The organism is Bradyrhizobium sp. NAS80.1 (genome assembly GCF_001908205.1).
In the GTDB taxonomy this organism is placed as follows: domain Bacteria; phylum Pseudomonadota; class Alphaproteobacteria; order Rhizobiales; family Xanthobacteraceae; genus Bradyrhizobium.
Window position 1 is genome coordinate 57802 of sequence record NZ_LGHL01000146.1, and the last position, 25534, is coordinate 83335.

At 63.0% G+C, this 25534-nt stretch carries 23 protein-coding genes and 4 pseudogenes; 14 read left to right on the plus strand and 13 right to left on the minus strand.

Features of this window, described 5'->3' with window-relative positions; translation table 11 throughout:
* Positions 1-253: 253 nt before the first annotated feature.
* From AC629_RS30565 to hemJ, 7 genes and pseudogenes are all read right to left on the minus strand, one after another.
* A complete protein-coding gene (locus AC629_RS30565; protein WP_084808590.1) occupies positions 254-1138 on the minus strand; it encodes a ParB/RepB/Spo0J family partition protein in 885 nt (294 codons plus the stop codon).
* Positions 1139-1286: 148 nt separating this feature from the next.
* Positions 1287-2141, minus strand: coding sequence for a ParA family protein (locus tag AC629_RS30570; protein ID WP_084808560.1), 855 nt, complete (start codon positions 2139-2141; stop codon positions 1287-1289).
* A 30-nt stretch (positions 2142-2171) separates the two neighbouring features.
* Positions 2172-2861, minus strand: coding sequence for a 16S rRNA (guanine(527)-N(7))-methyltransferase RsmG (gene rsmG / locus AC629_RS30575; protein WP_210419129.1), 690 nt, complete (start codon positions 2859-2861; stop codon positions 2172-2174).
* Positions 2862-2954: 93 nt separating this feature from the next.
* On the minus strand, positions 2955-4835 hold the full coding sequence (gene mnmG, locus AC629_RS30580; protein WP_084808562.1) for a tRNA uridine-5-carboxymethylaminomethyl(34) synthesis enzyme MnmG: 1881 nt from the start codon (positions 4833-4835) through the stop codon (positions 2955-2957).
* Between the two features lie 478 nt (positions 4836-5313).
* A pseudogene (mnmE, locus tag AC629_RS30585) lies at positions 5314-6673 on the minus strand (tRNA uridine-5-carboxymethylaminomethyl(34) synthesis GTPase MnmE).
* A gap of 315 nt (positions 6674-6988) precedes the next feature.
* Positions 6989-8254 carry a transcription termination factor Rho gene (gene rho, locus AC629_RS30590; protein ID WP_074117957.1) on the minus strand — a complete coding sequence of 422 codons (1266 nt, stop codon included), beginning with the start codon at positions 8252-8254 and terminating at the stop codon, positions 6989-6991.
* 243 nt (positions 8255-8497) lie between these two features.
* Positions 8498-8933 (minus strand): annotated as a pseudogene (hemJ, locus tag AC629_RS30595) (protoporphyrinogen oxidase HemJ).
* A 459-nt stretch (positions 8934-9392) separates the two neighbouring features.
* On the opposite strand from hemJ, the gene AC629_RS30600 reads away from it, so the two are divergent.
* The 4 genes from AC629_RS30600 to dnaQ are packed head-to-tail and all read left to right on the plus strand — an operon-like array spanning position 9393 to position 12219.
* Entirely contained in the window at positions 9393-10232 is an 840-nt protein-coding gene (locus AC629_RS30600) for a pyruvate, water dikinase regulatory protein (protein WP_084808563.1), read from the plus strand.
* Between the two features lie 8 nt (positions 10233-10240).
* Positions 10241-10849, plus strand: coding sequence for a Maf family nucleotide pyrophosphatase (locus AC629_RS30605; RefSeq protein ID WP_084808564.1), 609 nt, complete (start codon positions 10241-10243; stop codon positions 10847-10849).
* A gap of 23 nt (positions 10850-10872) precedes the next feature.
* Entirely contained in the window at positions 10873-11472 is a 600-nt protein-coding gene (coaE, locus tag AC629_RS30610; protein WP_084808565.1) for a dephospho-CoA kinase, read from the plus strand.
* 30 nt (positions 11473-11502) lie between these two features.
* Positions 11503-12219 (plus strand): DNA polymerase III subunit epsilon, encoded by a 717-nt coding sequence (gene dnaQ, locus AC629_RS30615; protein ID WP_084808566.1) that lies wholly within the window; start codon positions 11503-11505, stop codon positions 12217-12219.
* Here dnaQ and secB read toward each other — a convergent pair.
* Positions 12216-12704 (minus strand): protein-export chaperone SecB, encoded by a 489-nt coding sequence (gene secB, locus AC629_RS30620; protein ID WP_084808567.1) that lies wholly within the window; start codon positions 12702-12704, stop codon positions 12216-12218. The genes dnaQ and secB overlap by 4 nt on opposite strands.
* 415 nt (positions 12705-13119) lie before the next feature.
* On the opposite strand from secB, the gene AC629_RS30625 reads away from it, so the two are divergent.
* The 3 genes from AC629_RS30625 to AC629_RS30635 are packed head-to-tail and all read left to right on the plus strand — an operon-like array spanning position 13120 to position 15975.
* Positions 13120-13827 (plus strand): Tim44/TimA family putative adaptor protein, encoded by a 708-nt coding sequence (locus tag AC629_RS30625; RefSeq protein ID WP_084808568.1) that lies wholly within the window; start codon positions 13120-13122, stop codon positions 13825-13827.
* On the plus strand, positions 13805-15388 hold the full coding sequence (gene mltA / locus AC629_RS30630; protein WP_084808569.1) for a murein transglycosylase A: 1584 nt from the start codon (positions 13805-13807) through the stop codon (positions 15386-15388). Before AC629_RS30625 ends, mltA begins: the two co-directional genes overlap by 23 nt.
* Entirely contained in the window at positions 15385-15975 is a 591-nt protein-coding gene (locus AC629_RS30635) for a Smr/MutS family protein (protein WP_084808570.1), read from the plus strand. The genes mltA and AC629_RS30635 overlap by 4 nt, the downstream gene beginning before the upstream one ends.
* Positions 15976-16054: 79 nt before the next feature.
* Here AC629_RS30635 and AC629_RS30640 read toward each other — a convergent pair whose 3' ends face one another.
* From AC629_RS30640 to hslV, 5 genes and pseudogenes are all read right to left on the minus strand, one after another.
* Positions 16055-17179, minus strand: coding sequence for a hypothetical protein (locus AC629_RS30640; RefSeq protein WP_084808571.1), 1125 nt, complete (start codon positions 17177-17179; stop codon positions 16055-16057).
* 220 nt (positions 17180-17399) lie between these two features.
* A pseudogene (gene hslU, locus AC629_RS30645) lies at positions 17400-18705 on the minus strand (ATP-dependent protease ATPase subunit HslU).
* Between the two features lie 52 nt (positions 18706-18757).
* Positions 18758-19375: a DUF2585 domain-containing protein gene (locus AC629_RS30650; RefSeq protein WP_084808573.1), complete on the minus strand. Its 618-nt coding sequence runs from the start codon at positions 19373-19375 to the stop codon at positions 18758-18760.
* Positions 19372-19857, minus strand: a complete 486-nt coding sequence (locus tag AC629_RS30655) for a GNAT family N-acetyltransferase (protein WP_084808574.1) — start codon at positions 19855-19857, stop codon at positions 19372-19374. Before AC629_RS30655 ends, AC629_RS30650 begins: the two co-directional genes overlap by 4 nt.
* A gap of 3 nt (positions 19858-19860) precedes the next feature.
* Positions 19861-20421, minus strand: a complete 561-nt coding sequence (gene hslV / locus AC629_RS30660) for an ATP-dependent protease subunit HslV (RefSeq protein ID WP_084808575.1) — start codon at positions 20419-20421, stop codon at positions 19861-19863.
* 257 nt (positions 20422-20678) lie between these two features.
* Here hslV and hisB point away from each other — a divergent pair, with 257 nt between their 5' ends.
* The 7 genes and pseudogenes from hisB to coaA all read left to right on the plus strand — a co-directional run bounded on the left by hisB (position 20679) and on the right by coaA (position 25415).
* A complete protein-coding gene (hisB, locus tag AC629_RS30665) occupies positions 20679-21272 on the plus strand; it encodes an imidazoleglycerol-phosphate dehydratase HisB (RefSeq protein ID WP_074117969.1) in 594 nt (197 codons plus the stop codon).
* Between the two features lie 63 nt (positions 21273-21335).
* Entirely contained in the window at positions 21336-21866 is a 531-nt protein-coding gene (locus AC629_RS30670) for a DUF2628 domain-containing protein (RefSeq protein ID WP_084808576.1), read from the plus strand.
* Positions 21863-22513, plus strand: coding sequence for an imidazole glycerol phosphate synthase subunit HisH (hisH, locus tag AC629_RS30675; protein WP_084808577.1), 651 nt, complete (start codon positions 21863-21865; stop codon positions 22511-22513). Before AC629_RS30670 ends, hisH begins: the two co-directional genes overlap by 4 nt.
* A pseudogene (hisA, locus tag AC629_RS30680) lies at positions 22510-23248 on the plus strand (1-(5-phosphoribosyl)-5-[(5-phosphoribosylamino)methylideneamino]imidazole-4-carboxamide isomerase). Before hisH ends, hisA begins: the two are co-directional and overlap by 4 nt.
* 10 nt (positions 23249-23258) lie before the next feature.
* Positions 23259-24035 carry an imidazole glycerol phosphate synthase subunit HisF gene (hisF, locus tag AC629_RS30685; protein ID WP_084808578.1) on the plus strand — a complete coding sequence of 259 codons (777 nt, stop codon included), beginning with the start codon at positions 23259-23261 and terminating at the stop codon, positions 24033-24035.
* Between the two features lie 76 nt (positions 24036-24111).
* Complete coding sequence (locus AC629_RS30690) at positions 24112-24435, plus strand: phosphoribosyl-ATP diphosphatase (protein WP_084808579.1); 324 nt, start codon at positions 24112-24114, stop codon at positions 24433-24435.
* A gap of 23 nt (positions 24436-24458) precedes the next feature.
* The gene (coaA, locus tag AC629_RS30695) at positions 24459-25415 is read left to right on the plus strand and encodes a type I pantothenate kinase (protein WP_084808580.1); all 957 of its coding nucleotides are present in this window, start codon (positions 24459-24461) and stop codon (positions 25413-25415) included.
* Positions 25416-25534: the final 119 nt, after the last annotated feature.

The following is a 25534-nucleotide window of genomic DNA, read 5'->3' on the forward strand; positions in this document are numbered from 1 at the left end:
CTCCATGGAAAGATTCTGGATTGCTTCGTCGCTGCGCTCCTCGCAATGACGTGTGGAGAGAGTTGCGCTCATAATGGAGGCGGTAGTTCCTCATCCTGAGGAGCGCGCTCTTGCGCGCGTCTCGAAGGATGGAGGCCCGGGCCCTCGCCCTTCGAGACGCCGCTTCGCGGCCCCTCAGGGTGAGGGAGATAGACTGTCAATGTTGCGCGAGATTGCTAGTTCGCGTTCGCGCGCCCCAGAATGACCTCGGGAGCTAAAGGTTGCCCTTCGCCAACCGCTTCATCACCTCGTCGAGCTGATCGAGGTTGCGGTAGTTGATCTGGACCGAGCCGCCGGGGTCGCGATGGCTTACGGTGACCTTGAGCCCGAGCGCGTCGCTGACGCGCTTTTCCAGATCGATTGTGTCGGGGTCCTTTTCCTTGGTCCCCGCGCGCGCCTTCTGCGGCTTGCGTTCCGGCACGCCCTCTTCATGCGCGAGCGCTTCGGCCTGGCGGACATTGAGGCCTTCCTCGACGATGCGCTTGGCCACGGCGAGCGGGTCGGGCACGCCGATCAGCGCGCGGGCGTGACCGGCTGTCAGCTCGCCGGTCGCGATGAACGCCTGCACCTCGGCCGGCAGCTTAGTCAATCGCATCATGTTCGCGACATGGCTGCGGCTCTTGCCGACGACCTTGGCGATATCTTCCTGGCTGCGTTTGAACTCGTTGGCGAGCGCGTGATAGCCCTGCGCCTCCTCCAACGGGTTGAGGTCTTCGCGCTGCACGTTCTCGACGATCGCGAACTCCAGTGCATCGCTGTCGCTGATGTCGACAGGCACGATCGGAACTTCGTGCAGGCCGGCGAGCTGCGAGGCGCGCCAGCGCCGTTCGCCGGCGATGATCTCGTAGCGGTCCTGCGTGCCCTTCACCGGACGCACCACGATCGGCTGGATCACGCCGTGCTGCTTGATCGAATCAGAGAGCTCCTTGAGCTCGGTCTCCGAGAAGGTGTGACGCGGATTGCGCGGATTGGCCTTGATGAATTCGATCGGCACCTTGCGCTGCGCACGCGGACGCTCGACATGCGCGGCCTCGCCGCCGACATCGCCGATCAGACTCGCAAGACCCCGGCCCAGTCGCGAACGCGCTTCGTCGGCCATCGCCAGCTCCCTTGGATTCACGTAGCAGTACTCCAGAACTGAATTTCGAAACTAGTAGGATGGGTAGAGCGAAGCGAAACCCATCGCTGTTTGCGCGTAAGGTGATGGGTTTCGCTTCGCTCTACCCATCCTACGGATCAACGTCGCTTCAATGCGTGGTACGCAGCTCGCGCTCGCGCTGGATGACTTCGGTGGCGAGCCGCAAATACGCCTCGCTGCCGACGCATTTGAGATCGTAGACCAGGACCGGTTTGCCGTAGGACGGCGCCTCGGAGATGCGCACGTTGCGCGGGATCATTGTCTTGTAGACCTTCTCGCCCATGAACTGGCGAACGTCGGCGACGACCTGGTTCGAGAGGTTGTTGCGCGAGTCGAACATGGTCAGCACGATGCCGTGGATCGACAGGTTCGGATTGAGCGTCGAGCGCACCTGCTCCACCGTCTGCAGCAATTGAGACAGACCTTCGAGTGCGAAGAACTCGCACTGCAGCGGCACCAGGATCGCATCGGAGGCCGCCATCGCGTTCACCGTGAGCAGGTTGAGTGAAGGCGGGCAGTCGATCAGCACATAGGTGTAGTCGGCGTCGGGCGAGACGTTGTTGTTGAGTGCGCTGATGGCATCGCGCAGCTTGAACGCACGGCCGGCCGTGGTGCCGAGCTCGAGCTCGAGGCCGGAGAGATCCATGGTCGAGGGCGCGATGTGCAGCCGGGGCACCGCGGTCGAGACCACCGCTTCACGCAAGTTCGCTTCGCCGACCAGCACGTCATACGTCGAGCAGGAGCGGTTGCGGCGATCGATGCCGAGGCCGGTGGAGGCGTTGCCTTGCGGATCTAGATCGACGACCAGGACGCGCTCGCCGATCGCAGCGAGTGCCGTGCCGAGATTAATCGCCGTAGTTGTTTTTCCAACGCCGCCCTTCTGATTCGCCAGCGCCAGGATGCGCGGGTGGCCATGCGGGACTTCGGCGGCCTGTTGCTGCTGCGGTTCGTCAATCACGGTCATCGAAATTCCCCACTCCAACCCCTGAAAGCCTCAGCCGCGCCGTTCGACGGCATTGAGCTCCACGATCCAGCCGTCCCCGGTGCGGCTTTGGTGGAGCTGCGGCTGAATATTCCAATATTTAGCGGCTTCGGTCAATTCAGCCTCTACATCTTGACCCTTCAGAAACAACGCTTTTGCGCCCTGGCGCATCAGCGGCTCCGCAAAGCCGATAAGTTGATGTAGCGGAGCCAGTGCTCGCGCGGACACGCAATCAACCGGGCCAGTGATTCTATCCACATTATCCCCGATCTCAGCGAGATGTACGACCCCTGGAGAAGCGGTGATTCGAATCGCCTCGCGCAGGAACGCCGCCTTCTTGGCGATTCGCTCGACGAGATGGACGCTCGCGCCCGACGTTCCGGCCATGGCGCAGGCCAGGACTACCCCCGGAAACCCTCCGCCGCTGCCAAGGTCAGCCCAGCGCTTTGCAGTTGGCGCGAGATCGACGAGCTGAAGCGAATCGGCGATGTGCCGCGTCCAGAGGTGCGGCAGGGTTGAGGGCGCGACGAGATTGGTCTTGGCCTGCCACTCCCGGAGCAGCGCAATGTAGCGATCGAGCCGGGCTTCCGTTTCATGTGAAACAGGCGCCAGCTTGAGCGCCGCGATCTTGTCGGCGGCGATGATGTAGTCCAGCAATTGATCGTTGGCACTCGCCTTGTCGGTCTTCTGGCTGGCCGGCACTGGCCCGGCTCGACGCACGGCCCCCTCGCCCGGCTCAGGTTGTCGCGATGAAGATCTGCCGCCGCCCGGCCCGCGTTGTTTCACGTGAAACGCCTATGCGATCGCTTTGGAAGTCTTCCGTGCCTCGCGCCGGAGATATGCTGCGAGGATGCCGAGTGCCGCCGGCGTCATGCCGTCGATCCGGCCGGCCTGGCCGACTGTGAACGGCCGCGCCTTCTCCAGTTTGGCCCGCACTTCGTTGGAGAGGCCCGGAACCTGCTGGTAGTCGACCTCCGATAACACCATCCCCTCGTCCCGCCTGAAGGCTTCGACGTCGGCGCTCTGGCGCTCCAGATAGACATCGTATTTGGCGTCGATCTCGAGATGTGTGGCAATGACGGGATCAATGGCCGACAGCTCCGGCCAGATGGCGCGGACCTGGCTCCAGCCGATATCCGGATACGCCATCAGCTCGAACGCCGACCGGCGCTGGCCGTCCCGGTTGAGGGACAGCCCGTGCTTGATGGCTTCGTTGGGGGTGATCGTCAGGGACTTCGAGAGCGTCCGGGCTGCATTCAGGGCGTCCATCTTGGCGCAATGATGCTCGGTTCGGGCACTGCCGACGCATCCCAGTGCAATCCCCTTCTCGGTCAGGCGCTGATCGGCATTGTCCGCCCGCAGCGTCAGCCGGTATTCGGCCCGAGAGGTGAACATCCGATAGGGTTCGCTGATCCCGCGGGTGACAAGGTCGTCGATCATCACGCCGAGATAGCCATCTGCGCGGTCGAACACCGTCAGGGCGCCGCCACCGGCGGAGAGCGCGGCATTCAGGCCGGCCACGATGCCCTGGCCGGCGGCTTCCTCATATCCGGTGGTGCCGTTGATCTGCCCGGCCAGGAACAGACCGCGGAGACGCTTGGTCTGCAAGGTCGGATCGAGCTCCCGGGGATCGATGTGGTCGTATTCGATCGCATAGCCCGGACGGACCATCGTCACCCGCTCCAGACCAGGAATGCTGGCGAGGATCGCGAGCTGGACCTCCTCCGGGAGTGAGGTTGAGATGCCGTTGGGATAGACGGTCGTATCGTCGAGCCCTTCCGGCTCCAGGAAGATCTGGTGGCCGTCCCGGTCACCGAAGCGGACGATCTTGTCCTCGATTGAGGGGCAATAGCGTGGCCCGGAGCTCTTGATCTGGCCGGAGTACATCGGAGAGCGATGGACGTTGGCCCGGATCACTTCATGGGTCGCGGACGTGGTCCGGGTGATCCCGCATTGGATCTGCGCCGTCGTGATCCGGTCCGTCATGACCGAGAACGGCTCCGGTGGCTCGTCTCCCGGCTGCATTTCGACCGCCGACCAGTGGATCGTGGTGCCGTCCAGACGAGGTGGAGTGCCGGTTTTCAGCCGCCCAAGGGTGAATCCGGCACGCTCGAAAGACGAAGACAGGCCCATCGCCGGCGCTTCACCGACCCGGCCGGCCGGCCAATTCTTCTCACCGAGGTGGATCAGACCGCGAAGAAAGGTGCCGGTAGTGACGACAACTGCCCCTGCCCGGAGCTCCCGGCCGTCGGCCAGACGGAGGCCGGTCACCCGACCCTCAACCACGATCAGCTCGTCGGCTTCACCCTCGATGACGGAAAGGCCATCGGTCTGTTGGATCGCCGCCTGCATTGCCGCGGCATAGAGCTTGCGGTCGGCCTGGGCTCGGGGACCACGGACAGCCGGGCCCTTTCGGCGATTGAGGACACGAAATTGGATGCCGCCGGCATCGGCGACCCGACCCATGAGACCGTCGAGCGCGTCGACTTCGCGAACCAGATGCCCCTTGCCGAGTCCCCCGATGGCGGGGTTACAGGACATTGCGCCGATGGTCGAGAAACGGTGCGTGACCAAAGCGGTCGTCGCGCCCATCCGGGCAGAAGCAGCCGCGGCTTCACAGCCGGCATGACCGCCGCCAATGACGATGACGTCGAAGCTCTCTCGCTCTGTTCGCATGGGCGGACTTCTATCGCAGCGGCGGGAAAGCCGGAAGTGGAAACTGGGTTCACGTGAAACGGAGCGGCCAGGGTCGAAAGCATTTCCGCGAAAACAACCCCATGCAAAGTAGAAGGCACCTTGGACCGATTAACGTTTCACGTGAAACAAGATGCGTCGGGCGATGAAGAGGGTGGTCATTGTGCTTCCGCGCAGTGGCGTCCAGATCGGAGGAGCGGACCACCTCGCCCGTCATTGCGAGGGAAGCGAAGCAGTCCAGAATCGTTCTGCGGAAACAGCCTGGATTGCTTCGTCGCAAAGGGCTCCTCGCAATGACGAGATTGAGGTCGCAGCCTGCGTTCCCAACCGTCACCGCTGCCAAGATGTGGTCAAATGACCCACGGGAACTTATGAAACCTGAAGCGCCGATCAGGGCGTGTTTCACGTGAAACAGGTCAAGAGGCGGAACAAGCGCTAGTCCTACAATGAAGAACTAGCGCTACTTTCCGATACAGAATTTCTGGAATATGGCCCCCAGGACGTCCTCGACGTCCACCCGGCCCAACAGCCGGCCCAGAGCATAGGCGGCGGCGCGCAGCTCTTCGGCGGCGAGCTCTTCGCCCTCTTCTACAAGGTCGAGACTCCGGCGCAAGCTGTCCGAGGCCCGGCGCAACAAGTCCCGCTGGCGGGCCCGGGTCACCACGGCGCCCTCGCTGGTTCCAAAAAACTCGGCAGCGAACTTCACGAGGGCATCGACCAATTCGGGAATGCCGTCCCCCCCGGCTCGCCGAGATACCAAACTCGCCGCGCGGCCCGACTTCCCCGGCCCCACCGAGATCAATCTTGTTGCGCACGATCCAGACCGACCCGCTGGACCGATCGCTCTTGTCGACGGACTTCCACAACGACCGCGATGCGTCGGGATCGACGGCCTGCCCCCCCTCCACCAGCCACAGCACGAGGTCAGCGTCTTCGGCTCGCGCCCGCGCCCGGCGCACACCCTCCTGCTCGACCGGATCATCCGTCTCGCGAATGCCGGCGGTGTCGATCACCGTGACCGGGTAGCCGTCAAGATCGAGCTGCACCTCGATCACGTCGCGCGTGGTGCCGGCGTGCGGCGAAACGATCGCGACCTCGCGACGCGCGAGCTGATTGATCAGCGTCGACTTGCCGACGTTCGGCTCGCCGGCGATCGCGACCACCAGGCCCTCGCGCAGGCGTTCAGCTTGTCCCTGTGCCGCAAGGACTTCTGTGATTTCACCATACAGGGATTTGATCGCCTTGACGGCCGGCGCCCTCAACTCGGCGGGGACGTCGCCTTCATCGGAGAAATCGATGCCCGCCTCGATCAGCGCCGAAGCCTCGATGATGCGCTCACGCCAGTCGCGCGCGCGATTGCCCAAGAGGCCCTGCAACTGACGCAACGCCTGACGTCGCTGGCGATCGGTGTCGGCGTGAATGAGATCGTCGAGGCCCTCGGCCTCGGTGAGGTCGAGCTTGCCGTTCTCGAAAGAGCGCCTGGTAAACTCGCCCGGCTCGGCCGCCCGCGTATTCGGAATTTCTGAAATTGCGGCGAGGAGCGCGGCCAGCACTGCGCGGCCGCCATGGACGTGAAATTCGGCAATGTCCTCGCCCGTGGCACTGCCTGGCCCGGGAAACCAGAGCACCACCGCGTCATCGATCGGCTGGCGATCGGGGTCACGCAGCAGCCGGCGACTCGCCAGCCGCGGTTCAGGCAGCTTGCCCGCAAGCGTCGTCAGCACCTGGCCGGCTTGAGGGCCCGAGACGCGCACCACGGCGATCGCGCTCGGCGCTCGGCCGGACGACAGCGCAAAGATGGTCTGGTCTCGCGGATGCATGGCCTATTTGTCCGGCTGCCGGCGAAAAGGCAAACGCCCGTTTCAGGGGGCTCTCGCGGCCTCCTTTGCCGCGGGCTTGCTGGCGGCAATCTCTATATTGCGACGCAGCATCGGAAACAGCGTCTTGCTGCAGAAGTTCCCAAGGGGTGTCGTGTGTCACTGTCCCAAACTTCCAAATAACATAATTGAAACATACACTTAATTAGATCAGGCCTATCCCCAACTCACTCCCTTTGCTGCACTTTTCCTGCAGCAACGCCGCACAAAAAAGGGCGCCAAAAGGCGCCCTTTCCGATCGTTTCAGCCGCGGCAGGCTTACGTGTTCATCGAATCGAAGAACTCCGAATTGCTCTTGGTCGAGCGCAGCTTGTCGAGCAGGAAGTCGATCGCATCCATTGTGCCCATCGGGTTCAGGATGCGGCGGAGCACGTACATCTTCTTCAGCACCTGCGGATCGGTGATGAGCTCCTCCTTGCGGGTGCCGGAGCGCGAGATGTCTATCGCCGGGAAGGTGCGCTTGTCCGAGACCTTGCGGTCCAAGATGAGTTCCGAGTTACCGGTGCCCTTGAACTCTTCGAAGATGACTTCGTCCATGCGGCTGCCGGTATCGACCAGCGCGGTCGCGATGATGGTCAGCGAGCCGCCCTCCTCGATGTTGCGGGCGGCACCGAAGAAGCGCTTCGGACGCTGGAGCGCATTGGCGTCAACACCGCCGGTCAGCACCTTGCCGGATGAAGGCACCACGGTGTTGTAGGCGCGGCCAAGGCGCGTGATCGAATCGAGCAGGATCACGACGTCGCGGCCGTGCTCGACCAGGCGCTTGGCCTTTTCGATCACCATCTCGGCGACCTGGACGTGACGCACCGCCGGTTCGTCGAAGGTCGAGGACACGACCTCGCCCTTCACCGACCGTTGCATGTCCGTGACTTCTTCCGGACGCTCATCGATCAAAAGCACGATCAGATAGCAATCGGGGTGATTTGCGGTGATCGAATGCGCGATGTTCTGCATCAGCACGGTTTTACCGGTGCGCGGCGGCGCGACGATCAATGCGCGCTGGCCCTTGCCGATCGGCGCAACGATGTCGATCACGCGTGCCGAAAGGTCTTTCCGCGTCGGATCGTCGATTTCCATGCGGAAGCGCTGATTCGGAAACAGCGGCGTGAGGTTGTCGAAATTGACCTTGTGCCTGGCCTTTTCCGGATCCTCGAAATTGAGCGTGTTGACCTTCAGCAGTGCGAAATAGCGTTCGCCCTCTTTCGGGCTGCGGATGTGGCCTTCGATGGTATCGCCGGTGCGCAGGCCGAAACGGCGGATCTGCGAGGGCGAGACGTAGATGTCGTCCGGGCCCGGCAGATAATTGGCGTCCGGCGAGCGGAGAAAGCCGAAGCCGTCGGAGAGCACCTCGACGACGCCTTCGCCGACGATGTCGGTTTCGGCCAGCGCAAGCTGCTTGAGGATGGCAAACAGCAACTCCTGCTTGCGCATGGTGCTGGCATTCTCGACCCCGTTCTCTTCCGCGAACGAGACGAGCTCGGCAGGCGTTTTCGATTTAAGGTCCTGAAGTTTAATTTCCCGCATTGGGGTGGTCCTGTGGGGTAACCTTGGGAGGGGTGCGAGGCTCTGAAATGCGGACGTGAGAAGGTAAGGTCCGCAGGTCTGGCAAGGTGAGTGCCGGTGAGGCTTCAAACCTGATGCGGCGTCCGGCCTTCAAGAAGCTCGGACACAACCACATCCGCCTGCGTTGGGTGGGATATCGATAATATAGAAAATCGCTTTCCGCTCCGCAAGCCGAAGCGCTAGGCGATTCATCGTCGGCCCTGCCTAGAACGGTTTCACGATCACCATGATGACGATGACAATCATCAGGGCGGTCGGCACCTCATTGATAATACGATAGAATTTCTGGCTCCGCGGGCGCCGGTCGGTGGCGAAATCCTTCAGCCAGCGCGAAAAAAAAGCCGTGGACTGCGGACATCACCAGGACCAGTGCCAGTTTTACGTGCAGCCAGCCGAAAGTGAACCAATGGCCGGCCCAGGCGAGATAGAGCCCGGCGAGCCAGGTCACGATCATGGCGGGGTTGATGATCGCCTTGAGCAGCCGGCGTTCCATCACCTTGAAGGTTTCGGACTGTTTCGAGCCGATTTCGGCCTCGCAGTGATAGACGAACAGCCGGGGCAGATAGAGCATGCCCGCCATCCAGGAGATGACGGCAATCACGTGCAGCGCCTTGATCCAGAGATAGACGTCTTCAAACATGTCCTGCTTCCGAATTTCGCGCTCGGCGTAGCGATCCCTGGGGATAGTAAGAACTGGTTAAGGTCTTACCTGCACACATATCCGTCCGTAGTGCCCTTCTCAAATCTAGAATCTTAGATTCTTAAGGTTTGAGTCTATGTGACCGTGGATTGGACTCACGCAATTCCGTCCGCAGGTTCACGCGTGCTTGTTCACATCCATCAACATATCCCGGATGGCTGTGGTCGCTCAGGATAAGTCGGCCAGCTTCAAAGGCTTGCGCGTTTCTGTCGGCAGCTTATCAAGGGGGTTGTCCGCGCAATCCCGTTTCCGTCTCGACCGAGCGCCGGACTTATTCTGACGGGCAGCGGTGTGAAGAAAATTGGCCGTTGTCCCGCCCCTGGTGTCGCACATCCCTTTCCGAGGGGTTAAGCTCCACAGAAATCCACAAACTGCCCCGTCGAAATTCAAAGAGTTTTTGTGCCGACCTCGAACAATTATTTCCATCTTCACCTTGTCTCCGACTCTACCGGCGAGACGCTGATTACCGTGGCGCGCGCGGTCGCTGCCCAATACGCCAACGTGACGCCGGTCGAGCATGTCTATCCGCTGGTGCGCAGCCAGAAGCAGCTCGATCGCGTGCTCGACGAAATCGAGGAAGCGCCGGGGATTGTGCTGTTCACGTTGCTGGAGAAGGATCTGGTCTCCAGGCTCGAGGACAAGTGCAAGGAGATCAACGTTCCGAGCCTGTCGATCATCGGTCCGGTGATGCAACTGTTCGAGGCCTATCTTGGCGCTGCGACCACGGGTCGTGTCGGCGCCCAGCACGTCCTCAATGCGGAATATTTCAAGCGCATCGACGCGCTGAACTACACGATGATTCATGACGATGGCCAGCACGTCGAAGGTCTCGATGATGCCGACGTCGTGCTGGTTGGCGTATCACGCACCTCCAAGACGCCAACTTCGATCTATCTGGCCAATCGCGGCATCCGCACCGCCAACGTTCCGCTGGTTCCAGGCATTCCGGTGCCTTCGCAACTGGAAACGCTGACCCGGCCGCTCGTGGTGAGCCTGCATGCGACGCCGGAACGCCTGATCCAGATCCGTCAGAATCGCCTGCTCTCCATGGGCGCCGAATCTGGCAGCGACACCTATACCGACAAACAGTCGGTCACCGAGGAGGTCGCGTTCGCGCGCAAGCTGAGCGCCAAGCACGACTGGCCGCTGCTGGACGTGACGCGGCGCTCGATCGAGGAAACCGCGGCGGCGATCATGAAACTCTACAGCGACCGGCAGCGTAACCGGCCGTCGGAATAGTCTTCGCGATGGGTCTGTGGCTCGGCAATTCTCCGTTGATCCTGGCGTCGCAAAGCAGCGCGCGCAAAATGCTGCTGGCGAATGCCGGTCTTGAATTCGAGGCGGTTACGGCCGACATCGATGAGCGCGGGATTCAGACCACTTCGAAACTTTCAAACCCGCGCGAGATCGCCCTGTTGCTGGCGCGTGAGAAGGCAAGGGCGGTATCGGCCAATCGCCAGGGTAGCTACGTGATCGGCGCCGATCAGACGCTGGCCCTTGGCGAGCGTTTCTTCAACAAGCCTGCCGGCCGTGTGCAGGCGATGGCGCAGTTGCGCGATCTGGCCGGCAATAGCCACGAGCTGAACTCGGCCGTTGCCGTGGCGCATGACGGCAAGATTGTCTTCGAGAATGTTTCGGTGGCCCGCATGACCATGCGGCCGATGACCGAGGCGGAGCTCTCGGCGTATCTCGACGCCGCCGGCGACGCCGTGACGAGAAGCGTCGGCGCCTATCAGCTCGAGGGCCTTGGCGTCCATCTGTTCGAGCGCATCGAGGGTGACCATTTCACCATTCTCGGCCTGCCGTTGCTGCCCCTGCTTGCGTTCCTGCGGCGCGAACGGCTAGTTGCGGTGTGAATGACAGACATGGTTGTGGGCTGATGCGGATCCTTGGACTGACCGGCTCGATCGGAATGGGCAAATCCACCACCGCGAAATTGTTCGCGGAAGCCGGCGTTCCCGTCTACGACGCCGACGCTGCCGTCCACCAGCTCTATGAGGGCGAGGCCGCCCCGGCGATTGAGGCCGCCTTCCCCGGCACCACCGTGAACGGCAAGGTCGATCGGCCAAAACTGTCCGCGCGCGTCGTGCACGATCCTGGCGCGATCAAGCAGCTCGAGCAGATCGTCCATCCGATGCTCGGCGCCTCCCGGCAAAAATTCTTTGCCGACGCGGAAGCGGCCAAAGCGCCGGTCGTGGTTCTCGACATCCCGCTGCTGTTCGAGACCGGCGGCGAGAAGCGCGTCGATGCGGTCGTCGTGGTGTCGACCTCGCCGGAACTACAGCGCGAGCGTGTGCTGGCGCGGGGCACGATGGACGAGGCCAAACTCGATGCCATCATCGCCAAGCAGACGCCGGACGCCGAAAAGCGCAAGCGGGCCGATTTCGTAGTGGATACGTCACACGGACTTGAACCGGTGCGCGCCCAAATCACGCACATTCTGGCCGAGGTCGTTAAGATGCCGCAGCGGCGAGCCTGATTCGCCGCCTTTAAACGGCGTCCCAAAATCATGCGTGAAATCGTTCTCGATACCGAAACCACCGGCCTCGATCCGCTCCGCGGCGATCGGCTGGTTGAAATCGGCTGCGTCGAGATTTTCAACCGCATGCCGACGGGTCAGACGTATCACGTCTATATCAATCCCGAACGGGACATGCCGGCGGAAGCCTTTGCGGTGCACGGGCTGTCAGCCGAATTCCTGTCGACCAAGCCGTTATTCCACGAGGTCGTCGACGCGTTTCTGGAGTTCATCGGCGATGCGCCGCTGGTGATCCACAACGCTTCGTTCGACATCAGCTTCATCAATGCCGAGCTCGACAAGATCAAGCGCGCGGCGATCCCGCGGGAGCGGTTGGTTGATACGCTGCTGCTGGCACGGCGCAAGCATCCGGGTGTGTCGAACCGACTCGACGATCTCTGTTCGCGCTATTCGATCGACAATTCACACCGCACCAAGCACGGCGCGTTGCTCGACGCCGAGCTCCTGGCTGAAGTCTATGTCGACCTGGTCGGAGCGCGGCAGTCGCAGCTGCTCCTGGCTTCGGAGGGCGACGAGATCCGTGTCAATGCGGCTGGCGATGCGCCGCGGCGGCAGCGGACGGTGCCGCTTGCGCCGCGGATTTCAGACGCCGAGCGCGAAGCCCACCGGGCCTTCATCGCAACGCTCGGCGACAAGGCGATCTGGAACGAGTTCCTGCCCGCTCTAGCCGCCCCTCCCGCCGGTTAGGCCTGGCCGGCCGGCTGACCACCGGCGGCCATTTGCCGCTCCATGTTCTGACGATAGAGACCGACGAAGTCGACCGGATCCAGCATCAGGGGCGGGAACCCGCCGTCGCGCACCGCGGTCGCGATGATCTCGCGGGCGAACGGGAACAGCAGGCGCGGGCATTCGATCATGACCAGAGGGTGCAGGTTTTCCTTCGGCACGTTGACGATCCGGAACACGCCGGCATAGGCGAGCTCGAACGAGAACATCACCTTGCCCGCGGTCTCGGCCTTGCCCTCGACCGACAGCGTCACCTCGAACTCCTGTTCGCTGAGATTGTTGGCGCTGACGTTGATCTGGATGTTGATCTGGGGCTGCTGGCCCTGCTGTTGGAGCGAGGCCGGCGCGTTCGGATTTTCGAAGGAAAGATCCTTGGTATATTGCGCCAGCACGTTGAGCTGGGGAGCCTGTGCCGCCTCGGGAGGGGTGCCGTTGCCGTTGGTCATGAGAGTCTCTCCTTACCCGATTGGGCTGAATTTCGCGGCGGTTGGCTAACATAAGGCCGCCTCATTCCACAAGGACGAACGGACCCGGATGGAAAATCCGGGCTGCGCCCACAACTGTGACGTTCACCCCGCTCCTTCAGCGAAATCGCACGTTAAACGATTGAAGATGCGCGATTTCCGGGCAGGATCGGGTTTCCCCTTAAGCATAAAACGCGCTACACTCGGCGCTGTGCCAAAAGGCGCCATTGGCCGGGCAAGATTTCGTGCCTACATGCCACGGACCTGACGCGGACCTAAAATGGTGATGTAGACTTGCCGTTTCCGTATGGAACGGTCTACTGGCCGGATTGATTTTCCCGGCGGCGACCCCTTTTAGACGGCCCCTTTCTAGAGAAGACCAGAAAGCGAATACGACGTGGACATCTACACCATCATCTTCCTGGCGTTGGCGGTCTTTATTTTCCTGCGGCTGCGCAGCGTGCTGGGACAGCGGACGGGCAATGAGCGGCCGCCTTTCGACCGCACCGCCGCCCGCAACGCGCTGGGGGGTGCCCAGGACAAGAACGTCGTGACCATGCCGGGCAAGGTGATCGACCAGGCCCCGCTGGCGCCGACAGCGGAACCGACCCCGCCCTCCGACCGCTGGAAGGAGCTGGCCGCGCCGGGCACCGCGCTCGCTCAGGGTCTCGACGCTATCGTCGACAAGGATTCCACCTTCGACCCGCGCCACTTCATCTCGGGCGCCCGTGGCGCCTACGAGATGATCGTGCTGGCCTTTGCCAATGGCGACCGCCGTGCGCTGCGCGACCTCTTGTCGTCGGAGGTCTATGAAAGCTTCGACGCTGCGATCAAGGACCGCGAAAAGAACGAGCAGAAGACCGAGACGCGCTTCGTCTCGATCGACAAGGCGGAGCTCGTCGGCGCGGAGCTGCGCGATCGCACCGCCCAGCTCACCGTGCGCTTCGTCTCGCAGATGATCTCGGCCACCCGAGACAAGGCCGGCAGCATCGTCGACGGCAGCGCCGACACGGTCGCCGACATCACCGACATCTGGACTTTCGCCCGCGACACCACCTCTCGCGATCCGAACTGGAAGCTGGTTGGCACCGGAAGCGCTAATTAAGGTTTTCCTGAAGAACAGCGCGACGGCGCTTTGCGCAGGTGTCGTCGCGCTCTCCTCGTTTTCGCTCGGCGCCGAGGCGGCGCGGCGCCACTACCGCAGCCATCATCATCTCCCGGAATTGCCTGCCGCCCCGCCGCGGGCCTTGCCCTATCCGCAACTTCCGCTGCCGTTCGAAATTCCCGGCGCGCAATATCTGCCGCTGGCCTGGGCAGACGTGAAGGGCTGGAACAATGACGATCATCTTGCTGCCTACAAGACGTTCCGCGCGAGCTGCCGGTCGATCAACGGGCAGACCGGCGCTTCTGAACCGAAGGCGCTCGGTGCTTCGCTGAGCGAGCCCTGCCGAGCCGCCAAGTCGCTTGACCTTAACGACGACGCCAAGGCCAAAATCTTCTTCGAGCAGAATTTCGCGCCGCTGCGCATCTCCCGTCTCGGCGAGCCCGACGGGTTCGTCACCGGCTATTATGAGCCGGTGCTAGAGGGATCGCGCACCCAGACCGATGTCTACAACGTGCCGGTCTATCGTCGTCCCTCGAACCTGTTCGTGCGCGGCTACAAGCAAGACTCGGTCAGCCTGCCCAACAAGGGCCCGGTCTATCGCAAGATCGGCCGCCGCAAGCTCGTGCCCTATTACGATCGCGGCGAGATAGAGGACGGCAAGATCGCCGGCCGCGGGCTGGAAATCGCTTGGCTGAAGGACCCGACCGATCTGCTGTTCGCCCAGATCCAGGGCTCGGCCCGAATCAAGTTCGACGACGGCACCACGGTCCGGCTGAACTACGACGCCTATAACGGCTATCCCTACACGGCCGTCGGTCGCATCCTGATCGAGCGCGGCATCGTTCCGAAGGAAGAGATGTCGATGCAGAAGATCAGGGAGTGGATGACGCAGAATCCCGATGGCGCCAGGGAGCTGCGCCGCCAGAACCGAGCCTACATCTTCTTCCGCGAGGTCAACCTGTCCGACAAGGACGAGGCGATCGGCGCGCAAGGCATTCCGCTGACGGCCGGCCGCTCGATCGCAGTCGACAAGTCGCTGCATGTCTACGGCACGCCGTTCTTCATCGAGGGCGAGCTGCCGATCGATTCGGAGCGCTCGAAGACGCCGTTCCATCGGCTGATGATCGCGCAGGATACCGGCTCGGCCATCATCGGTCCGGCCCGTGCCGATCTCTATTTCGGCGCCGGCCATGAGGCCGGCCGCGTTTCGGGCCGGCTGCGCCACGCGATGCATTTCGTGATGCTGGTGCCGAAGAGCCTCGACCCCACCATGCGCGGCGCGCGGCTGCCGGTGCCTGACCCCCGGCCGTCGGAAAAGATCGCAAAGCTGTTTCCGCAAACCGATCCCGCCAAGGATTCTGCCAAGGATCCCAAGAGCGCGGCGGCCGCGGTGAAGCCGGCTGAATCTAGCAAGGCTGGCGCAGCCTCTTCCACCGTGCCACAAGCCAGGGACGCCACCGTTGCGGTGGCAAGCCCGGTGCCGCTGCCGGAGCCTCGTCCCAACATCAAGCCCGACCGCGAGCAGCGCAAGCGCGTGAATCGTCGTTCCAACCCGCAATGAAGCGATCGTCACGTCCGCCCGTGCTTAAGCCTCGTCCCTCGACGCGTCGCCGCACGCTGAGCGAGGAAGAGCGCGAGCTGTGGGACCTCGTCGCCAAACAGGTCAAGCCGCTCAGGAAGCATCGTGCGGCAAAGGCGCAAGCCGCCCCGCGCGCCGAGCCCTCACCCGTCGCGCCCGCCGTGAGACCTGCTTCATCGCCAAGGCCCGTTGCCGCTGCGCCGGCGCCGCGCGCGGTAAAACCGGCCATGCCGCCGCTGGCGCCGCTCGGCAAGCGCGAGCGGGCAAAACTGTCGCGCGGCCGCAGCGAGATCCAGGCGCGGCTCGATCTGCACGGCATGACCCAGATGCGCGCCCATCGCGCCCTAACCGGCTTCCTGCACCGCGCCCATCACGACGGCCTGACCTTCGTGCTGGTCATCACCGGCAAGGGCCGGAGCGGCGGCGAAAGCGGCGTGCTACGCCGTCAGGTGCCGGAATGGTTGAGCCTGCCGGAATTCCGCGCCTTCGTCGTCGGATTTGAAGAGGCGCATATCGGCCATGGCGGCGAGGGCGCGCTTTATGTGCGAATCCGCCGGGCTAGATTTTAGAGAGCATGATCCGGAAAAGTGGTCACCGGTTTTCCCTCGCGGCAAACGCGGAACGCGTTTGCGCGGAGATCATGCTCAACTAGAAAGGCCGCACGATTCCGACGCGCGGGATCAGCGTGAGAATCAGCCCGAAGATGTTTGTCTTCCGATCCTCCGCCGGAATCGGCGGCGTTTCGTGTTTGGCCGGCAGCATCTTCACCGCATGCAGCATCAGGAACATGCAGACCGCCCAGTTCGACATCCAGCGCGAATAGTCGAACACCATCGCGAACATCACGAGATAGGCGAGGCTGATGCCGATCAGCGCCGCGATGACGAGGCGGCGGTGCAGGTCATTGGCGAGCGCTCTGATCAGGCTCGCAAAATAACGCCACAACGGTGTGTGCAGCCAGATCAGCAGCGCGAACACGGGCACGCCGAGGCTATTGTGGGGCAGGCGGCCCCAGGTGTCCGAAATCTCCTTCGCCAGCGGCTGGTACCAGATGTAGGCAAATTGCAGCAGGTCGGTGCGAGACGGATCGGCCATCCTGCTCTTCAGATATTCCACGAAATCCGCTTCCGGAATCGGCATCGTTCCCAGAAATTGCGCGGCGAAGAACAGCGTGGAGACGATACAGAAGGCGGTGACGCCGAAGGCAATGTTCGCACGGTTGCAGCCGTAGGCGAGATAGTGCCTGATCACGACGATGGTGATGATCGTCGGCACATACATCAACAGATGGATGTGATGGATCAGCACGAGGATGATCGAGAACAGCGCAGCCGTTGCGACAAACAGAAGCGAGCCCGCCGGCATCAGCAGTAGGATGATCGCCAGCGCACAGCCATAGATGTCGAAATGACCGAGCGTGTGCATGAAGTTCTTCAGGAAGAACGGCGAGCCCGCGATGAATACGAACAGCGGCAACGTCTTCTCGGCGAAGCCGAACGTTTTCTGAAACAGTCTTATGAAGAGCGCCAGCGTCACCAGCCACACCGCGCCGGAGATCGCGAACACCAGCCACACCGGCACCTTCGCCGTGAACAGCCCGACGATCGCCCCGATCAGCGCGCGCTTGATGAAGCCTAAATGGTAGTCGACGAGGAGGTGGATGTAGGGGACGTAAGGCGGCAGCCGGATCTTATGAATGAAGACGCCGATGATGACCGCGGCGTTGATCGCGAGCAGGAGCCGCCAGGGGTTTTGCCAAATGCTAGCCCGCACGCAGCACCCGCGCTCTGGTAGCTGACTCCGCCGTCGTCCCGGACAAGCCAGCAGAGCGAGCGCCGATCCGGGACCCATAACTACCGGAGGTCGTTTGAGCCGGGATCGGGATCGACATCTGTTTCAACAAGGACCGCTGCTGGTTATGGGTCCCCGCCCTCGTGCGCAATTGCGCACCAGGCGGGGACGACAGCGGGATACATAGCGGACTGGGCCGAAATTACAAAATGAACCGGCTGAGATCCGCGTTCTTGGCGAGGTCGCCGACGTGCTTCTGCACGAAGTCGGCGTCGACCCGGAGGGTCTCGCCGCTGCGGTCGGGCGCGGTGAAGGAGATCTCGTCCAGCACCCGCTCCATCACCGTCTGCAGCCGCCGCGCGCCAATGTTCTCGACGGTGGAGTTGACGGCCACGGCGACGTCGGCCAGCGCGTCGATGGCGCTGTCGGTGATGTCGAGCGTCACGCCCTCGGTCTGCATCAAGGCGACATATTGCTTGATCAGCGAGGCCTCGGGCTCCGTCAAAATGCGCCGCATGTCGTCGCGGGTCAGCGCCTGCAACTCGACGCGGATCGGCAGGCGGCCCTGCAATTCCGGCAACAGGTCGGACGGCTTTGCGACGTGGAAGGCGCCCGATGCAATGAACAGGATGTGGTCGGTCTTCACCGCGCCGTGCTTGGTCGAAACGGTGGTGCCCTCGATCAGCGGCAAGAGATCGCGCTGCACGCCCTCGCGCGAGACGTCGCCGCCGACGCGGCCCTCGCGCGCGCAGATCTTGTCGATCTCATCCAGGAACACGATGCCGTTGTTCTCGACCGCGCTGATCGCCTCCAGCGTCAACTGGTCAGCGTCCAGCAGCTTGTCGGATTCCTCGTTGACGAGGATCTCGTGCGAACCCTCGACCGTCAGCCGCCGCGTCTTGCTGCGGCCGCCCAGCTTGCCGAAGATGTCGCCGATCGAGATCGCGCCCATCTGCGCGCCCGGCATGCCCGGGATTTCGAACATCGGCAGGCCGCCGCCGGACGACTGCGTCTCGATCTCGATTTCCTTGTCGTTGAGTTCGCCGGCGCGCAGCTTCTTGCGGAAGGATTCCCGCGTCCCGGAGCTGGCATTGGCGCCGACCAGCGCGTCGAGCACGCGCTCTTCCGCCGCGAGCTGGGCGCGCGCCTGCACGTCCTTGCGCTTGCGCTCGCGCACCTGGATGATCGCGACCTCGACGAGATCGCGCACGATCTGCTCGACGTCGCGGCCGACATAGCCGACCTCGGTGAATTTCGTGGCTTCCACCTTCAGGAATGGCGCATTTGCGAGCTTGGCGAGCCGGCGCGCGATCTCGGTCTTGCCGACGCCGGTCGGGCCGATCATCAGGATGTTTTTCGGCAGGACCTCCTCGCGCAAGGAACCAGTGAGCTGCTGCCGTCGCCAGCGATTGCGCAGCGCGATCGAGACGGCGCGCTTGGCATCGGTCTGGCCGACGATGAAACGGTCGAGTTCGGAAACGATTTCGCGGGGGGGAGAAGTCTGTCATGGGATCTTAGCTAGGGTTAGATGCGGCCCGGGACAAGCTGCATTTTTCGACGTCAGATGATGGGCGGACCCGATTGCCATTGCTTCACGGCGTCGATCGGATGGATCAGCATCAGAATATTCAGCGTCAGATTGTCGCGAATATGGAGCGCCATGATGATTTCGAAGGCGAGCCCAATCAGGACGGTGACCGCGACCGGCAGCACGCGCGCAGTGAGGAACCCCAGCACCATGAACAGCGTGTCCGAAACCGAATTGACGATGCTGTCGCCGTAGTAGTCCAGCGAGATCGTGCCGGCGCGGTAGCGCTCGATGATGAATGGTGAATTCTCGACGATCTCCCAGGCGCCCTCGATCAGCATCGCGATCATCAGCCGTGCCGGCCAGGACAGCGGCAGCCAAGGCAGCCGCGCGAACAAGAGCCAGGTCAAGCCATAGAACAGGAAGCCGTGGAGGACGTGCGAAAAACTGTACCAGTCGGCAATGTGCTGGGAATTTTCCGAGCTGTTCACCACACCATGCCACAGCTTGACGTAACCGCAGGTGCAGATCGGCACCCGCCCCATCGCGAACAGGATCGAGGCCTGCAGCGCCAGCAGGAGCAGCGCGATGCCGACCCAGGCCAGCGGCGGCACCGCGGCCTTGCTCTCGCTCGTATGCGTCAGTGTCACGGTTCCCGCACCATCAGCAGTGCCGGGCCGTCCGGTGTGTCGACCAAGCGGTCGCGGACGAAACCGGCTTTCTCGTAGGCGCGCAGCGCACGCAGATTGCGCGGGTCCGGATCGGTGACGATGCGCGGCAGGCCTTGCCGAAAGCCCTCATCGACGAACCGACGGATGAACGCCGAGCCGTGGCCGCGCGCGATCATGTCGCTTTCGCCGATGAACTGGTCGATCCCACGCGTGCCCTCCGGTTGCGGCCCAAAGCCCGTAATCCAGGCGGTCAGGCGATAGCACTGAAGATAGCCGAACGGTCGGTTGCCAGCCAACACGATGAACTGGTCCGTTGCCGGCTCAATGAGGTCGCCGCTGACGAGCGCAAGCTGCTCGTCCGGATCGCCCCACCACTCCCGCACATGCGCCTCGCCCAGCCATCGCCCGATCAGCGGCAAATCGGCCGCGGACATCGGGCGGAAGGCGTAGGCGGGCACCATCGCCTAGCCGGTCGCCAGGCTTTCGATGGTCACATTGCGGTTGGTGTAGACGCAGATGTCGGCGGCGATGTCGAGAGAGCGGCGGACGATGGTCTCGGCGTCCTTGTCGGTGTCGACCAGGGCCCGCGCCGCGGCCAGGGCATAATTGCCGCCGGAGCCAATCGCCATCACGCCGCCCTCGGGCTCGAGCACGTCGCCGGTGCCGGTCAGGACCAGGGAGACGTCCTTGTCGGCTACGATCATCATGGCCTCCAGCCGCCGCAGGTAACGGTCGGTGCGCCAGTCCTTGGCGAGCTCGACCGCGGCCCGGGTCAATTGCCCCGGATATTGCTCGAGTTTGGATTCCAACCGCTCAAAGAGCGTGAAGGCGTCGGCGGTGGCGCCGGCAAAGCCGCCGATCACGTCACCCTTGCCGAGTTTCCGGACTTTCTTGGCGTTGGACTTGATGACGGTCTGGCCGATCGAGACCTGGCCGTCGCCGCCGACCACCACCTTGCCACCCTTGCGGACCGTCAAAATCGTAGTGCCGTGCCAGACCGACGAGCTGTTCTGGGAATTCTGCATGAAATACCTCGTTGTCGCGCCTGATTTAGGCTGTCAGGGGCAGGGGCACAACGGGCCGTTCCGGCCTCAAATTTCGCTCACCATAGGCGCAAGATAAGCTCAAGTGCTGCCCTGCTAAGGCGTTACCGCAGTAGCGAAGGCGTCATTTGGCTGTTAAAAGACCGCCGTTTTCGGCTCAAAGGAGCATGATCCGGAAAAGTGGGTACCGGTTTTCCGAGAAGATCATGCTCAAAAACCAAAGTGGAAACCGCTTTTCCATGCGCACCGCGACGATCAAGCGCAAGACCAAGGAGACCGACATCGAGGTGACCGTGAACCTCGATGGATCCGGCGTGTCCAATATCGCGACCGGCATCGGCTTTTTCGACCATATGCTCGATCTCCTCGCCCGCCATTCCCGCATCGACCTCACGGTCAAGGCGGTCGGCGATTTGCACATTGATTATCACCATACGACCGAAGACACCGGTATTGCGCTCGGCCAGGCCGTCAAGCAGGCGCTCGGCAACATGGCGGGCATCACCCGCTATGCCGGCATCCACATGCCCATGGACGAGACGCTGTCGCGCGTCGTCATCGACATCTCGGGACGCCCGTTCCTGGTGTTCAAGGTCGACTTCCCCCGCGACAAGATCGGCGAGTTCGACACCGAGCTGGTGCGCGAGTGGTTCCAGGCCTTCGCCATGAACGCTGGCGTGACTCTCCACGTCGAGACCCTATATGGCGATAACAGCCATCATATCGCCGAGTCCTGCTTCAAGGGTCTGGCGCGGACGCTGCGAGCGGCGGTCGCGATCGATCCGAAGGCGGCGGGTGAAATCCCGTCCACCAAGGGCTCGCTCGGCGGCTGACGTCGCGGGCCGGCGGCACGCGCCGCTTGCGGTATCACTGAATTCGAAGAACGGGGCATCACCATGCCTGTCTATACAGTTCATGCTCCCTCCCCTGCCGGAGCCGATCTGCGCGCGACCGACAAGTTTGTCTTCGTGCGCGACGGCTTCTATTTCTGGGCGATGATCTTCGGCCCGCTCTGGCTGCTGTGGAATCGGCTGTGGCTGGCGTTGATCGGCTGGGTGATCTTCGTCGCCGCGTTCAACACGGGGCTTTCCAGCCTGGGCATCGGCCGCAGCTCGATCTTCCTTGCTGATGTCATCGTCGCGCTGCTGATGGGCCTTGAGGCCTCGAGCCTGCGCCGCTGGACCCTCTCGCGCGGCAAGTGGCGTCAGCTCGACGTCGTGATTGCCGACGACGAGGATACCGCCGAGCGTCGCTTCTTCGAGCGCTGGAGCCAGAAGCAGCACGGCATCGTCAACGATCAATGGGCCGTTGATCGCGGCGGCCCGCCGCCAACCCGCAATGCGCCGGGTCAGCAATTTTCGAACCCGCCGCCGCTGCCGGCGGGCGGCATTATCGGATTATTTCCAGAACCGGGAGGGTCAAGGTGAGCGTCGCCATCATCGATTACGGTTCCGGTAATCTGCATTCTGCCGCCAAGGCGTTCGAGCGCGCTGCGCGCAGCCTGGAGAATCCGCAGAAGGTCTTCGTCACCAGCGATCCGGACCAGGCCTATGGCGCTGACCGTCTGGTGCTGCCGGGCGTGGGCGCCTTCGCCGATTGCCGGCGCGGGCTCGATGCGGTCAACGGCATGGTCGAGGCGATCACCGAGGCGGTGCGCGTCAAGGCGCGGCCCTTCTTCGGCATCTGCGTCGGCATGCAGCTGATGGCGAGCCGCGGCAAGGAACATGTCATCACCGAAGGCCTGAACTGGATCGGCGGCGATGTCGAGAAGATCACGCCGCGCGACGAGAGCCTGAAGATCCCGCACATGGGATGGAACACGCTCGACCTGCTGCAAGAACACCCGGTGCTGAACAAGCTGCCGCTCGGCCCCAAGGGGCAGCACGCCTATTTCGTGCACTCCTACCACCTCAACGCTGCCAATGAGGCGGACGTGCTCGCGCGCGCCGATTATGGCGGGCCCGTCACCGCGATCGTCGCCAAGGACACCGCCATCGGCACCCAATTCCACCCCGAGAAGAGTCAGCGTTTTGGCTTGGCCCTGATCTCGAACTTTTTGCGATGGAAACCGTGATTCTCTTTCCCGCGATCGACCTCAAGAACGGCCAGTGCGTGCGCCTCGAGCAAGGCGACATGGCGCGTGCGACCGTGTTCAACCTCAATCCCGCGGCTCAGGCGCAGAGCTTTGCCGAGCAGGGCTTTGAGTATCTCCACGTCGTCGACCTCGACGGTGCGTTCGCCGGCAAGCCGGTGAATGCTCAAGCCGTCGAGGCGATGCTGAAGACAATCAAGATCCCAGTGCAGCTCGGCGGCGGCATTCGCGATCTCGCGACCGTCGAAGCCTGGCTCGCCAAAGGCATTACTCGCGTCATCATCGGCACCGCCGCGGTGCGCGATCCGGAGCTGGTGAAGGCTGCGGCGAAGAAATTCCCCGGCCGCGTCGCGGTCGGTCTCGATGCCCGCGACGGCAAGGTCGCCGTCGAAGGCTGGGCCGAGACCTCGCAAGTGACTGCGCTGGAGATCGCACAGCGTTTTGAGGATGCCGGCGTCGCCGCCATCATCTTCACCGACATCGCGCGCGATGGCCTGCTCAAGGGCCTGAACCTCGACGCGACGATCGCGCTGGCCGACGCCATCTCGATCCCCGTGATCGCCTCCGGTGGCCTCGCCTCGATCGAGGACGTCAAGGCAATGCTGACGCCGCGCGCCAAAAAAGCTCGCCGGTGCGATCGCCGGCCGTGCGCTCTATGACGGCCGGCTCGATCCCGCGGCCGCCCTCACCCTGATCCGCGACGCGCGCGCCGCGTAGGAGACATCAGATGTTCAAGGTGCGCGTGATCCCCTGCCTCGACGTCAAGGACGGCCGGGTCGTCAAGGGCGTCAACTTCGTCGATCTGCGTGATGCCGGCGATCCCGTCGAGGCCGCGATCGCCTATGACGCGGCCGGCGCGGACGAGCTCACTTTCCTCGACATCACCGCGACCCATGAGAACCGCGGTATCATGCTGGACGTGGTCCGGCGCACCGCGGAGGCCTGCTTCATGCCGGTTACCGTCGGCGGCGGCGTGCGCAAGGTCGACGACATCAGGACGTTGCTGCGCGCCGGCGCCGACAAGGTCTCGATCAACAGCGCCGCGGTGTCGCGGCGCGAGTTCGTCAAGGAAGCGGCCGAGAAGTTCGGCGGGCAGTGCGTGGTGGTGGCGATCGACGCCAAGCGCGTGAAGCGCCCGGGTGGCTCCGACCGCTGGGAAATTTTTACGCATGGCGGCCGCAATTCGACCGGCATCGACGCCATCGAATACGCTCAGGAAGTGGTCTCGCTCGGCGCAGGTGAAATCCTGCTCACCTCTATGGACCGCGATGGCACCAGGCAGGGCTTTGACATTCCGCTGACCCGGGCGATCGCCGACAGCGTTTCCGTTCCCGTGATCGCCTCGGGCGGCGTCGGCAATCTCGACCATCTCGTCGACGGTATCCGCGACGGACACGCCACCGCTGTGCTGGCCGCCTCGATCTTCCACTTCGGGGAATTCACCATCCGTGAAGCCAAGGAGCACATGGCGCGGCGCGGGCTACCCATGCGCCTCGATGCCTGACGACTCCCGTTCATAAAAGTGCTACATGAGCCGGCGGGACCGGCTCGTTCAGCCGGGCGCGTTTTGAGTATTCTGCATGTCGCGTTTCACGATCCACGATCTGGCCGAGACCATCGACGCCCGTGCGGCGGCCGGCGGCGAAGGCTCCTACACCCGTAAGCTCCTCGACAAGGGCGCCGAGCATTGCGCCAAGAAGTTCGGCGAGGAAGCAGTCGAAACCGTAATCGCAGCAGTCGAAAACGATCGCGCGCATCTGATCGCCGAGAGTGCTGACCTGCTCTATCACTTCCTTGTGCTGCTCAAGGCGCGCGGCGTAAAACTGGAAGAGGTCGAGGCCGCGCTGGACAAGCGAACCTCGATGTCAGGGTTGGAAGAGAAGGCTTCGCGCAAGGGCCAGTAGGTCCCAACGGAGAAGGTCGCGTCATGGATATCCGCGCTCCCGAGCAGCAGTATAATCCGTACCGCATCTATACGCGCGAAGAGTGGTCGCGTCTGCGCGACGACACGCCGATGACGCTTGAGCCGGGCGAGTTCGACCGGCTGCGCTCACTGCACGATCGCCTCGATCTTCAGGAAGTCGAAGACATTTATCTGCCGCTGTCGCGCCTGCTCTCGATCTATGTCGATGCGACGCAGCGCCTGTATTACGCGGAACGCCAGTTCCTCAACATCCGCGACCGCAAGGTTCCCTACATCATCGGCGTCGCGGGCTCGGTCGCGGTCGGCAAGTCCACCACGGCCCGCGTGCTCCAGGCCTTGCTGGCGCGCTGGTCGCCGCGTCCGAAGGTCGAGCTGATCACCACCGACGGATTTCTTTACCCGAAGGCCCTGCTCGAGCAGCAGGGCATCCTGCAGAAGAAGGGCTTTCCGGAGAGCTACGACCTGCCGCTGCTGCTCAACTTCCTGTCCGATATCAAAGCGGGCCGCCGCCATGTACGTTCGCCGGTCTATTCGCATTTGACCTACGACATCGTGCCGAACGAATGGATCGAGATCGACCAGCCCGACATTCTGATCGTCGAAGGCGTCAACGTGCTGCAGACCGGCAAGCTGCCGCGTGACGGCAAGGCGGTGCCCGTGGTCTCCGACTTCTTCGACTTCTCGGTCTATATCGACGCCGACGAGGCTGCGCTGCGGCAGTGGTACGTCAAGCGCTTCCTGGCGCTGCGCGACACCGCGTTCACCAATCCAAAATCCTACTTCAATCGCTACGCGCTGCTGTCGGACGAGGAAGCCACCGCCACAGCAATCGCGATCTGGGAGCGTACCAACCTCGCCAATCTCGAGGACAACATCCTGCCGACCCGCCCCCGCGCGACGCTGATCCTGAAGAAGGGCGCAGATCACGCAGTGGAGAGCGTGGCGCTCAGGCGGCTGTAGGACCCGGCGTCGTAGCTTCGTAGCAACCATTAAATGACGGCTGTGTTTGCGCCGTTCGGATCGTCGGCGTCTGCCATGATGACGCCGTGCTCGCGTCCGTCCAGGCATGGCCTGGCGGC